The organism is Pseudofrankia coriaricola, from assembly GCF_032027725.1.
Lineage (GTDB): Bacteria > Actinomycetota > Actinomycetes > Frankiales > Frankiaceae > Pseudofrankia.
The window spans coordinates 67,135-80,110 of sequence record NZ_JASNFO010000026.1 but is presented as its reverse complement, the minus strand read 5'-3'; the positions used below and the strand labels follow the sequence as shown (position 1 = coordinate 80,110).

Genomic DNA, 12,976 nt, shown 5'->3' with positions numbered 1-12,976 from the left:
GTATCCGTCACGCCATCCAGAAGTGCAGGGGCAAGCCGGACGCCAAGAAGGCCGTCGAGCTGGCGAGCCGGGATCCGGTACCGCTACATGTAGGGCCCATTCCGGCTCCAGAACCTGGCTCTCGGGCCGGGTCTTGACTACGTGCTGAACCGTGGAGCGTTCGACGCCTTCTGGCAGAGTTCACACCTCGACAATCTGGTGCGCCATCAGCACATCATCGCCTGCGTGAAGACACGGTCAGGCGGGCTGCCACAGCTCGATCCGATTACCCGCGGGATCGGTGACCCAGCCGAATCGACCGACGCCCTCCATGTCCTGCGTCTCTTCAACCACGTCCGCGCCCTTGGCGCGCAGTTGCGCGAGCATCGCGTCCAGGTCGCGGACCCGGAAGTTGATCATAGCCTGCTGGGCACGGGACCCGAAGTAGTCGGTCTCGGACTCGAACGTCGCGAACACCGTCAGCCCGACTTCCTGATGCCACAGGCCGTGCTCATCAGCGTCCAGGCCGAGGCAATCGCGATACCAGGCACCCAGGGCCACCGGGTCGGCGGCACGCATGAAGTATCCACCGATTCCAAGCACACGTTCCATGTCGCCATCCTGTCAGGACGGCGATCGGGCGAGCCAGTGCCACGCCATCGCCCGCTTCACTCCCCACCTCAATCGCCGGGGAACTCGTCAAGCAACGCGTGCGGGCACGCTTCGGCCCATCGCAGCTCGCGCCCACAGCGAAGATGGCAGCGTGGCTGATCCTTCCGACCTCGGGCCGAACGGCGGGACGCTGTGGGCAAGGCCTGACGAGTGGGCATGGCAACGCACACCGCAGGGATGCGTCATCTGCACACCGCAGGGATGCGTCATCTGCACCGCTGGACCGCTTGATGTCATCGCCGAGCTCACCGGCGTCTGGGTGACGGCACCGTCGCCGCCGCTGGCCAGCAGCACGCCCGGACCGAACGCCACTCCGCCGATGTCCACTGATGTACGTCACGGGGCTGATGGCCACAGCGGGCGTCCGGGCTCGTCCATGCACGGTCCGGGCAGTCAGCGCTGGGGGGCGGCGCCGACAAGTGCGGCGAACTCGCCCCGCAGCGGCGGGAACGGCGGCAGTTGGGGCGGTTCCTGTGGTGGCGACGGGCCGTCGCCCCGGATCGCGGCGGCGAGCTGGCTGAACAGCAGGCGGATGGCCTCGGGTGAGGCCGCGGTGGCGGGCAGCGCGTCACGCAGCCCGGGAGGCTCGAGCAGGACGAGGTAGCCGAGCCTGCGGGCGGCGATCACCGCGGGCCAGATCGCTCGGGCCGCCTCTCCCGGCTCGTTCTCTGCCTCGGCGTGCATTTCGGAGAGCCATTCCAGCGTCGCCTCGACGTGGTGGCGCGCCGCCCCCCGCCGCCGTTCGGTTGGGGGACGCCGTTGATCGGGCGCTCCGTGTCGCGCAGGGTGCTCGAACGTCGGGACTGGCCGCAGGGCCGGGGGCGTCCTTCCGGTGCGGGACTCGACCAGCAGGTTCGCCAGGAGAACGCCGATCGCACGCAGGCAGTCGGCCAGCGCGTCCGGCAGTCTCTGGGCGGCGGCCCGCGGCCAGAGGACCAGCGAGGCGACGAGGCCGACGACGAGCCCGAGCAGCGTGCCGAGGAGCCGCGACGTGACCAGCGGCCCGGCCAGTTGCTCTGGGCCGGCGAACTCGGCGACGAGCATCGTCGACGGCATGACCAGGAGCGCCCCGATACCGCCGTTGGCGGGGCCGAGCAGTTCGATCGCGGCCTGCAGGACGGTGATGGTCAGGATCAGCCACCACACCGGGAAGGGGACCACCAGCAGCGCGAAGGCGGCGAGCGTGCCCAGCGCGGTTCCGAGCAGATGCTGCAGGGTGTGCTGCCCGGCGACCCGGGCGGACCGCACCTCCAGGACGGTGGCGGCGGCTACCGGAGCCCAGAAGGGCCGGTCGATACCGGCGGCGATCGCGAGCAGCGCCGCCGCGGCCGTGGCCAGACCACTGCGCACCGCCCAGGGCCACGCCGGGGACCGAAGCCGCAGCCCGTCCGCGAGGAGGTCCCGGGTCGGCGCGATGATCGGCGCCACCGGCCGCACGCCCGTCGGTTGCGTCATCTCGGCCACCGTCGCGGCGAGCCGATGCCACGCCCGCGACGTCTGGTCCTGCCCGCGCCGCGCCGCCACCCGGCCGGGGTGGATGGGTGGCCCGATGGTGATGGGCCGCGACGCAGGCCAGGGGCGCCGCCCTGCGTGGGTCGGCGCGTCCACGCGGTCAACCAGCACGTACGCGCGGGCCGCGGCGCCCGCCCAGGCGGTGGCCAGCGCCGCGTCGCCAGCCAGTCCGGGGTCGGCGGGGGGCGCGCGACGCCACCACCGCGCACGCGTGCTTCGGTCCGGGTCGTACCGGCCGACGGAGACGCCGGCAGCGTAGTCCCGCAGGCGCCCGGACACGCTGGCGGGCGGCCGACGCCCGGTGAGCGTCGCGTAGTCCACGATCCGGGTGAAGACGCGCCGCAGACGGGCGGCGATCGCGGCGAGCTGACCGCCAGGGCGGTCCCGGGCAACGATCACCTCCGCCCGGCGGATCTCCCGCTGGGCGTCGTGACGTGTGACCTCTGTCCGCCCCGTCCCCAGTGTGTCGGACATGGTCGCGAGCGCCTCGAGTGCCTCGGCGACCGCGCGCCGGCTTGGCCCGGCCCGGTCCCCGCGGGCAACGATCATCGTGAGCAGGTAGGCGAAGGCCGCGCCGGCCAGGGTGAGTCCGGCCCGCGTCACGACCGGGGCAACGCCCGGCGGAAGCTGGGTGGCGACCGCGCAGGCGACCACGATCGGCACCGCGCCGGGCGGGGGCGCGAGCAGGGCGGCGAACAACGCTGTGGCGACGAACGCCACCGTGGCCACCACGATGGCCGTGCGCCACGGATTCCCCCAGGCCACCGCCCCCAGGCTTCCCGCCGCGGCAGCTCCCACCGCGACCACCGGCAGCGCCCTGCTCCGGTAGCGCCAGCTGGACCTCGGGTAGTAGATCGCCGTCGCCGCGCCCAGAGTCGCCGTCAGCCCCAGCGAGAGCTGTCCTGTCAGCTGCCCCGCGGCCAGCGGGATCCCCGTCGCCAACGCGCTGACCAGCGCGAGGCGCCCCCGCCCGGGCGGGGGCCGCCGCACTGTGAACGCGCCCCGCAACGAAGCCGGACCCGACTCGGACGCTCCCCGCCGCACCAGCTCCACCCCGGCGCTATGCCCACCCCCTCGGCACCACGAGCCACCCCCGCGGGAAAACGCCGCTCACGGGGTGACCGCCGAAGAGTCGATCGGCATGGTCGCCGACGTCCTCGCCCTCGCCGCCCACGGCTGTCCACCTACTCCAGGTAGGGATGGGAACATCCCCGCGCCGGCGGATGCTGGCACGAAGCGTGAGCCCGCATCGAACGGATCCGGGCCCGTTCGGGGACGACCACGGTTCGCCGCGCTTCTATCACCGAGACGCCCCGACGCCAACTCGCCTGGAGATCGCGTGACCGAGACGACGCCCAGCGACAGCCCGATGGACTGGATAGCTGATCACACCCGCCGCTATCTCGACAGCGGCGGTGCCGATGGGCACATCTGGTACGGCATCGACGGTTCGTTCGAGCGGGGAGCCCCGACGCTGCTGTTGACGACGCGGGGCCGTCGCAGTGGGAAGCCGCGCCGCACGCCCCTGATCTACGGGCGGGACGGGAACGACTACGTCGTCGTCGCATCGAAGGGCGGCTTTCCCGAGCACCCGCTGTGGTATCTGAACCTGCTCGCCCACTCGGAGGTCGAGTTGCAGGTCGGGACGGAACGCTTCCCAGCGAAGGCCCGGGTGGCGGAGCCCGCCGAGAAGGCCCGCCTGTGGCTCACGATGACGGCGCTCTGGCCGGACTACGATGCCTACCAGAGCGGGACGGACCGGGATATCCCGGTCGTGCTCCTCGAACGGACCTGAGTCGGGGGCCGGCCCGAAGAACCACTCCGCGCGCTCCCAGTTCCAGACGGCTCTCGTAGATCACCAGACGGCCGGCAGTGGACGACCAGTACCTATCCGGAGTAGTGACGCTGGCCCTTCCGCCAACGGAACTCCCGGACCTGCAGCCCACCGGCAACCTCGTCCACGGTCAGCCTGTCGAGCGTCGTGTCGACGACCGCGCCGTCGTCGGTGCGGTACCGCACCCGCATTCGGCGAGTCCGCAGCCCAAGATCCGTCGACATGCCGCCGATCTTCCTTGGTCAACCAGACGACGAGCTGGCGAGACATCACCACGCGCCGTACCTGATTCGCGCCTTCGCAGATTCGGGCCGCGATCCTTGAAGATCCAAAACACCCCCTCTACCTGGGCAAATGCAGCGCGCGACTCTGGACGAGTACCCAAACTCGCGTCTTGCCCGTGGCAAGGAAATCGCGAGTCCAGAAATCTCGCGAACGGGCAGATTCTCTCAGCCAGAACAACCCATCCAATGCGTAGCACTACAGAACACGGACATCGTCGCCGACTACTCACCACAGGACACGCGCCGCCAAAATCACATAGGAGCCTTAGTCGACACTGTCTAATCCATCCCTGTCGACTGCGTCTCCGATCACTTCGGGGCCATCTCAAGATCTCGCGATGGCTCCGACCTGGCTGCATCACTCGCGACAGGTAGCCATCGACGGTCAGTTAGTCGTCCCGCAAGGAGCGACATCGACCACACGGTCGCATCTCAACGCCAGCCCACCACGGGCACGGACGTTTTAGTGCAGTTTGTGCTGGTGACACACTGGCCGCGTGACAAGTGGGGATGTCACCGATGAGGCGGACGACGCGGCGGAGGAACGCGACTTCTTTATCAGTTACACCAAGGCGGACCAGGGGTGGGCCGAGTGGATCGCCTGGGTACTGGAGGAGACCGGCTATCGGGTGCTACTGCAGGCGTGGGACTTCGTGCCTGGCTCGAACTGGATAGTCGGCATGCAGAATGGCGTCCGGCGCGCAGCCCGCACCCTGGCAGTGCTGTCGGACAGCTATGCCCGTTCGGTGCACGGCACCGCTGAGTGGCAGGCCGCGTGGAAGGCGGATCCGACCGGGGTGCGGCGCAGATTGCTCGTCGCCCGGGTGGCGGATTGCGATCGACCCAGTTTGCTTGACCACGTCGTGTCGTTCGACCTGTTCGGGATCTCACAACATCAAGCCCGCAATGACCTGTTACAGGCGGCCAAGCTCGCGGTGTCCGGTGGGCGAGCAAAGCCGACCAGCGCGCCGTCGTTCCCATCCGATTCCTCGGGTGCCCCAGCCACGCCTCCGTTTCCGGCTGGCTCCGCCGCCCCCGACCTCGGCGGAGTCGCGCCGGCCTTGAGCCGCGGCAAGCCCGGCGGTGGCGAGACGGGGAATGTGCTCCCATCAGGCGGGCCAGCCGTCGGAGTCAACTACCGCGCAGCGCTCGCGCGGCGGTTCACCGGGCCTTTCCAGTCGCTACGACAGGCTGTGATCCCGCTCGACCCACTGCCGGGTGACCTGCGGCTCGCTGATCCGGCGGACTTGGACAACCCGGTCAGCCGATTCCGGGGCCGCACCGAGTTGATCGGCCGGATCGACGCCTTCCTGAACCGTTGCGTCCAGCAGCGCCGCGGTGGCTATCTGCTCGTCGAGGCCGAAGCCGGGATGGGCAAGTCCGCGTTGGCCACCTACCTCGCGTACACCCGGGTCTGGCCCGCGCACTTCACTCGCCTCGCCGAAGGCCGCTCGCCGCAGATCGCGCGGCGTAACCTCGGCGCGCAGCTCATCGCCCGCTGGCAGCTTGAGGACGCCGCACCAGACGGAGTCCTTCCCGAGCGCGCCGAGTCGACGGCATGGTTGTCGGGCAGGCTGTCCGAGGCCGCCGCCCGCCGGGACCGCGAAACGCCAGGTGTGCCGGTGGTGCTGCTCATCGACGGTCTGGACGAGGCCCCGCTGCCCCCGACAGGCGAACTGTCGTTTGGACTACCGCCAAGCCTTCCCCCGGGAACGGTCATCATCGCGACGACGCGGCCAAAAATGGTCGCGGTGCCCGCAGAGGCACGAGTGGTCGAGCGGATCGACGTGGAAAGCGCGGCCAACCACCGCGACCTGCTCAACTATCTGACTGCCATCACCGCCAGCGATCCCGAACTGTCCAAGGCATTGCGCATCTCCGGACTTTCCGTTGATCGATTCTGCCGTATGCTTCTGGACCGCTCGGGCGGGTTGTGGATCTATGCGCTGACCGTGCTCGACCAGATCCGCGACCACGCCCGCGACCCCGCCGACGTCGCCCGCCTGCCCTCAGGATTGGCCGCCTACTACGCCGACACTGTGGCCCGCTGGCGCGCCGAGCTCGGCGTGAACCGCTGGCGAAACCATGGGCTGCCGGTGCTGGCCACGCTGGCAGCGATCCGCGAGCCCCAGCCCGCCGCGACCGTGGCCGTCTGGGCTGACATCCCCGAGTCCGACACTCGGGACCTGCTCCGCAGCCTGTTCCGACCCTTTCTCGCGTTGCGCGCCGGAGGGGACCCCGATCGCTACATTCCCCGTCATCAGAGCCTGCGCGAGTTCTGCGCTGGCACGTCGACACACAACGACGAGGAACTCCGGCACCTCGCCTATGACCATGCCGCCGCCACCCGAGCTGCCCACAGGCGCATTGCCGCCGCTCTGATCCCCCCAGGAACGATCGACACCCGAGACTGGGTCGCGGCAGACGGATACACCGGCGTCCACCTTGCCGAACACGCAGCTCTCGCCGGTGTTCTCGACGACCTGGTCAGCGATCCTGGGTTCCTGCTCACCTGCGCACCCGGAACTCTCGTGGTCCACCGGCGTGCCCTGGGGACGTCAGCAGCGGTCGCCGCAATGAACGCTTACGAACTGGCGCTCAGCGACTCGGTGACCCATCCCGACGATCCGCCGAGCTGGTGGCTGCACATCTGGGCACGGAAGACCCGCGCCCACGCCCTCGCCGAAGCCAGCGCCCGACGGACCCACCGTTTTTGGACCGTCCGAACTGCCATGTGGACCGGCACCGCGCACCGGGCTCTTGTCGGGCACGGCGGCGCGGTGAACGCATTGGCCGCGCTGACAGTGGACGATGGCCGCATCTTGCTCGCCTCCGCCGGCCACGACGCCACGGTGCGCCTGTGGGACCCAGCCACTGGACAACCCACATGCAGCCCCCTCACCGGCCACGGCGGTACGGTGAACGCGCTGGCCACAGTGACGTTGGCCGATGGCCGCACCCTGCTCGCCTCTGCCGGACAAGACGCCACGGTGCGACTATGGGACCCGGCCACCAGGCAAACCGTGGGCAGCCCGCTCACCGGCCACGCCGAGTGGATACCCGCGCTTGCTGCCGTGCCGCTGCCGGACGGCCGCATCCTGCTCGCCTCCGCCGAAGACGCCACGGTGCGACTTTGGGACCCTGACACTAGGCAAACCGTGGGCAACCGGCTCACCGGCCACACCAAGTCAGTGCTCGCGCTTGCTGCCGTACCGCTGCCGGATGGCCGCACACTGCTCGCCTCCGCCGGACAAGACGCCACGGTGCGACTGTGGGACCCCGCCACCAGGCAAACCGTAGGCAACCCGCTCACCGGCCACACAAGCTGGGTGCTCGCGCTTGCTGCGGTACCGCTGCCGGACGGACGCACCCTGCTCGCCTCCGCCGACGGATACGGAGTGGTGCGGTTATGGGATCCAGCCACCGGGAAACCCGCGGGCGACCCGCTCACCGGTCACCGCGGCGAGGTGATCGCGCTGGCCGCGATGACGTTGGCCGATGGCCGCATACTGCTCGCCTCCGCCGGACAAGACGCCACGGTGCGACTGTGGGACCCCTCCACCGGGAAGCCAGCTGACCAGCCCTTCACGGGGCACGGCAGCACGGTGAACGCGCTGGCCGCAGTCGCGTTGGCCGACGGTCGCACCCTGCTCGCTTCCGCTGGAGACGACGCCACGGTGCGACTATGGGACCCCGCCACCGGACAGCACGTCGGCAGCTCTCTCACCGGCCACACCAACTGGGTGCGCGCGACAGCCGCCATTCGGCGGCTCGACGGCCGCATCCTGCTTGCCTCCGCCGGCCACGACGCCACGGTGCGACTATGGGATCCAGCCACCGGACAACCTGCGTGCAACCCCCTCACTGGCCACACCAGCCCGGTTTTCGCGCTGACCGCCGTGCCCCAATCGGATGGCCGCACCCTGCTCGCATCCGCCGACCGTGACGGAATGATGCGGCTGTGGGATCCCACTACCGGCCACACCGCAGGCAATCTCATTACCGGACACACCGGCGCCGTGAACGCGCTGGCCGCAGTCGCGTTGGCCGATGGTCGCACCCTGCTCGCTTCCGCTGGAGACGACGCCACGGTGCGACTATGGGACCCAGCCACCGGACAACCTGCATGCAACCCCCTCACCGGCCACACCAGCCCGGTTCTCGCGCTGACCGCCGTGCCCCAATCGGATGGCCGCACCCTGCTCGCATCCGCCGGAGTTGACGCAACGGTGCGGCTATGGGACCCAGCCACCGGCCAGCCCGTGGGCGAACCCCTCACCGGCCACAGCCACTGGATCGACGCGCTGACCGCTGTGAAGCTGGCCGACGGTCAGACCCTGCTCGCCTCCGCTGGCAGCGACGGGACCGTGCGACTGTGGGATCCGGCTACGCACCAGCCCACCGGCAATCCCCTCACCGGACACACCGGCGCGGTGCTCGCCCTGGCCGCCATGCCGCAATCGGACGGCCCCACCCTGCTTGCCTCCGCGGGAGCCGACGCAACAGTGCGGCTGTGGGACCCAGCCACTGGGCAGCCCACAGGCGAACCCCTCACCGGCCACAGCGACTGGATCAACACGCTCACCGCCGTGACGCTGACCGACGGTCAAACCCTGCTCGCCTCCGCCGGAGACGACAGAACAATCCTGGTTTGGGGTCCAGCCCGATCGTCGTGATCATCAACTGCACGGATACGTCGCCTGCTCCGCCGCCGGCCGCGCCCGTGACCACCCACCGTAACGACACCGCAGACCATGATCGAGTCCACAGACACCCGGCCACAGCCGCCTCTAGCCGGCCATGACCGGACACCCAGCGTTACCGACGCCGCTCCAGCCGCCGAGCTTCCCGACGACGAATTTGGCCTCCGACCAGCGCAAACGCGCCGCCGGTCAGCCCTTCAGTAGCTGCCTCGACATCACTACGCGCTGTATCTGGTTCGTGCCTTCGTAGATCTGGGTGATGTTCATTTCGGAAGATCGACATCGCTGTGAACTGGGAAAATGTATCGCCAACGACAGGGAGTCGTTCGCGAATCCACACCCAGTCCACGACACGCGCTTAGCCTGGAAACGCGAGCCAGTCCGAACCCGGTGTCAGGCCGCCTCCCGAGGACTCGTTCGCGGCGACTCGCTCGCCTGTCACCGATGCGTTCGGACAGTCCGTAGAGCTGAGACACCGGAATACTCGTGTTGCCGGCCGCGCCTCGCCCGGGAGTAGTCGCCATGGTGGCCCGCACCGCGCTCGACGCGGCGGAGCTCCACCCTGTGAAGGCATCGACAGCAAACCCGTCGTAGTCGGCACTCGGTCCGTCAGTTCGGGTTGAACTTCACACGGCCGCATTGACGATAGATTGCAGAGCGATGCCGGTCCATCCACGGGCGACGGGTTCGGCTTGTGCATTGCTGACGATGGTGCCGTGGCCACCCGGATGATAGTGCAGTCCGGTGTAGCGCACTGTGCGGTACCGCCCACCCTCACGGGAGAGTTCGACGATATTCCCGGTGCCAGGGGCATCAACGAGCTTCTTGTACGCCTGCGCGCTGATCTCATCGGGCATCTCTACCCAGGAGATGGCGATGAGCACCGTGTCTCCTTTCCGATTCTTCAGCTCAAGCTGTGCTCGGTAGAGATCCGTGCACGGCTGCCGCTGGAAGAACGTCCGCACCTGACCGTAGGCGTGCTCGGCGCACGTGGCACCGTCATGCTCCAGCCGGCCATTGCCATGCAGGCCTCTACGGGCGAGTTTGGTCTCGATTGACTGGAGATCTTCCGTGCTGATCTCTAGGGTGGGACGCTCTGCGGATCCCCGTGAATTTCCTCGGCCAGCTCCGTCTGCAGAAGCCGACGAACCACTCGCGGTTCCGCTGGCCGTGACGGTGCCCGTCGTGGTGATTCCACCGACAGCTACCGCGACGGCCACCGTCACGGTGACGGCGACTCCCGATCGCGGGCGCGCCGCCGGGTCACTCCCCCCGCCGTCCCCGCCTATTCGCCTGCCAGCCATACTGACCCCCGATCTGACTTCACTAAGAATACGGTCCTGAACTGAACGCCACGGACCCGGCCCACGGCGCCATTGCACCCTCGGGCCGCGTCGCCGGTCGAGTCCGTTCGCGGAGGTCAGGTTCTAGAGGATCAGGCCAGCACTCCTACTCATCGGAGTGCGGGGTCGGTCCAGCACTGGGCCTGGTCACAGGGAATTGGCCCCGGTGGCCGGTGACTCAGCAGGTGGTTGTCCTGGGAACCGGTGGCGTCGCCACCGGTTCCATATGTGCCGGACGGGAGGGCGGTGTTTCGGGCTGCGCGGGTGGCTCGCTCCGCGATCCCACCTTCCGTCACCCACTGTCATCAGAACTCGACCCGGGGTGGCTGGCGGTTGGGGTGATGTCGAAGAGAAGTTGAGCAACGAGGTTGCCGTACGGACTGGCAGCGACGTTCGGGGCGGGCGGGAGAAAAATGTGATCAAAGAGGCGACGGCGACGGTTTTCGTCTTCGGGCGGCTGGAGGATGAGGCTTGGCGGGTGGCCATGGTCTGGCATCCCCGGTTCGCCGGCTGGATTCCGCCGGGCGTTCATTAGGCAAGTGCGTTGTCGGGCAACAAGGTGTCGGCTGCTTTAGAACACGTGCCCGGCCCTCCCAGAGAGGACCCTCATCCGGCCTCGAACTCCTGAAGCCACGGCCAGGGGCAAAGTAGCTATCCGTAATCAGAAGCTTCCAGTGCCTTCTCATCGTGGTCGCGGAGCATCCGCATGACGGTGGCCGCTGACGGGTGCTGGCCTTTCTTCTTCCCGGTGGATATGACGAGCCGCTCGGCAATCTCCCGCAGGCTCGCCGCAGCGTAAGATCCCTGGCTTGCCCGGTACCGGGCCGCCATGTACGCAGCGTCTGCTGCCGCCCCGATCGTCTCGTCTGAGCTGTCCGGCAGAGCGCTGAGGCTGTTCAGCACTACGGCAGCGGGCGGCGCCAGCAGCTGCCAGGCCGACCACGTCGGCGGGTCCTCGGGGGTCGCCGGTCTCCCCGGCGGCTTCTGCCGCGGCCTTCAGCAGGCGGCCGGCCAGTTCCGTAAAAGCCAGCAGGTCCGGGCCAGGTGCCGGGCGGCTGGTGTCGCGTACCAGCGGGTGCAGCCGCGCGACCGGCAGCGCGTCCAGCCCGGCCGCGGAGTGCCAAGTTAACTTGACACTTTTTCCCATCGCCGGTCATCGCTGGCTGTGGCGGGGATGGCGTTGTCGATGAGGACGGCGGCGATGGCGGCGGCGGTGGGGAAGGCGTCGGCGTTGAGGACCCGGGTGCGGGCCGCGGCGCCGTCGATGAGCAGCGCGAGCTGCTCGCCGAGCTGTTCAGGGTCGGCGGCGCCGGCTTCGCGGGCGGTGTCGGCGAGCCGCGCGGCGACGGCTTTCTTGTAGTCGCGTGCGTACTGGGATGCGGGGTGCTGGGGGTCGTGGAGTTCGACGGCGGCGGCGATGTAGGGGCACAGGGGGGTGGTGGGGGGGATGTCGAAGGCGGCGAGGAGCCGTTCGCGGGGCGTGAGGTCGGTGCGGTCGAACACGCCGGACAGAACGGAGGGGTCGAACCGGCGCAGGTACTCGGCGACGAGTTCGTCCTTGCCGGTGAAGTGCTGGTAGGCCGTGCGCTTGGACACCTGGGCCGCCGCGCAAAGCTGGTCCATGCCGGTGCGGTTGATGCCCTGCTCGCGGAATAGCTGCTGGGACGCGCTGAGGATGCGCTCGCGGGCGCCCCGGCCGCGGCGGTGGCCCTTGGGGCCCATCTCCAACTCCGTCATGGGTCCACGGTACCCCAGCTGGGTAACGATCGGTGTACATAGCTTGCGTCCCGGCCGCCCGCCCAGTACCGTAAGCACACAGATCGGTGTACATAACACCGTCACTCCAGGTGCACACGGCACCACCGACCCAAGGTAGCGATCATGGGAAAGCTTGACGGCAAGGTAGCGGTCATCACCGGCGGCACCACCGGCATGGCGCTGGCCGGCGCGAAGCTGTTCGTCGACGAGGGAGCGCACGTCTTCATCACCGGCCGCCGCCAGGACGCCCTGGACGAGGCCGTGAAGCAGATCGGCCGCAACGTCACCGGCGTCCAGGGCGACGCCGCCGACCTGGACGACCTGGACCGCCTGTACGACACCGTCAAGCGGGAGAAGGGAAGCCTCGACGTGCTGTGGGCCAGCGCCGGCGGGGGCGAGCCCGCCCCGCTCGGCGAGATCACCGAGGCCCACTTCCACGCGACGTTCTGGCTCAACGCCCGCGGCACCCTTTTCACCGTCCAGAAGGCCCTCCCGCTCTTCAACGACGGCGGCTCCATCCTCATGACCGGCTCCAACGCCTCCCTCGGCGCCTTCCCCGGCTGGAGCGTCTACGCCGGCAGCAAGGCCGTCCAGCAGGCCTGGGCCCGCGTCTGGCTCAACGAGCTCAAGGACCGCCGCATCCGCGTCAACGTCCTGACCCCCGGCCAGGTCGCCACCGCCAAGCAGGAAGAACTCTTCGACGAGGCCACCAAGCGCCAGTTCGAGTCCCTCATCCCCCGCGGCCAGATGGGCCGCCCCGACGAAATCGCCACCGCCGCCCTCTTCCTCGCCTCCGACGACTCCAGCTACGTCAACGGCATGGAACTCGTCGCCGACGGCGGCACCACCGCCATCTAAACCGAGCAACGCACAACCAGGGCAGGACATCTC

8 protein-coding genes are annotated in these 12,976 nt (G+C 69.0%); 3 read left to right on the top strand and 5 right to left on the bottom strand.

Annotated features, from left to right (window positions below; translation table 11 throughout):
* Positions 1 to 237: 237 nt before the first annotated feature.
* Positions 238 to 591, bottom strand: a complete 354-nt coding sequence (locus QOZ89_RS14955) for a VOC family protein (RefSeq protein ID WP_071047274.1) — start codon at positions 589 to 591, stop codon at positions 238 to 240.
* A 453-nt stretch (positions 592 to 1,044) separates the two neighbouring features.
* Positions 1,045 to 3,105, bottom strand: coding sequence for an FUSC family protein (locus tag QOZ89_RS14950; RefSeq protein WP_071047273.1), 2,061 nt, complete (start codon positions 3,103 to 3,105; stop codon positions 1,045 to 1,047).
* Positions 3,106 to 3,502: 397 nt separating this feature from the next.
* Between QOZ89_RS14950 and QOZ89_RS14945 the strand changes: the two genes are divergently transcribed.
* Positions 3,503 to 3,958: a nitroreductase family deazaflavin-dependent oxidoreductase gene (locus QOZ89_RS14945; RefSeq protein ID WP_241841538.1), complete on the top strand. Its 456-nt coding sequence runs from the start codon at positions 3,503 to 3,505 to the stop codon at positions 3,956 to 3,958.
* Positions 3,959 to 4,050: 92 nt separating this feature from the next.
* On the opposite strand, the gene QOZ89_RS14940 is transcribed toward QOZ89_RS14945, so the two are convergent.
* On the bottom strand, positions 4,051 to 4,221 hold the full coding sequence (locus tag QOZ89_RS14940) for a hypothetical protein (RefSeq protein ID WP_157910442.1): 171 nt from the start codon (positions 4,219 to 4,221) through the stop codon (positions 4,051 to 4,053).
* A 557-nt stretch (positions 4,222 to 4,778) separates the two neighbouring features.
* On the opposite strand from QOZ89_RS14940, the gene QOZ89_RS14935 reads away from it, so the two are divergent.
* Positions 4,779 to 8,957 (top strand): TIR domain-containing protein, encoded by a 4,179-nt coding sequence (locus tag QOZ89_RS14935; protein ID WP_312624057.1) that lies wholly within the window; start codon positions 4,779 to 4,781, stop codon positions 8,955 to 8,957.
* A gap of 653 nt (positions 8,958 to 9,610) precedes the next feature.
* On the opposite strand, the gene QOZ89_RS14930 is transcribed toward QOZ89_RS14935, so the two are convergent.
* Together QOZ89_RS14930 and QOZ89_RS14925 are read right to left on the bottom strand one after the other, a co-directional pair.
* Positions 9,611 to 9,868, bottom strand: coding sequence for a hypothetical protein (locus tag QOZ89_RS14930; protein WP_312624056.1), 258 nt, complete (start codon positions 9,866 to 9,868; stop codon positions 9,611 to 9,613).
* Positions 9,869 to 11,452: 1,584 nt separating this feature from the next.
* Positions 11,453 to 12,064, bottom strand: a complete 612-nt coding sequence (locus QOZ89_RS14925) for a TetR/AcrR family transcriptional regulator (protein WP_312624055.1) — start codon at positions 12,062 to 12,064, stop codon at positions 11,453 to 11,455.
* A 144-nt stretch (positions 12,065 to 12,208) separates the two neighbouring features.
* Here QOZ89_RS14925 and QOZ89_RS14920 point away from each other — a divergent pair, with 144 nt between their 5' ends.
* Positions 12,209 to 12,943 (top strand): SDR family NAD(P)-dependent oxidoreductase, encoded by a 735-nt coding sequence (locus QOZ89_RS14920; RefSeq protein ID WP_312624054.1) that lies wholly within the window; start codon positions 12,209 to 12,211, stop codon positions 12,941 to 12,943.
* The last annotated feature ends 33 nt before the right edge of the window (positions 12,944 to 12,976 follow it).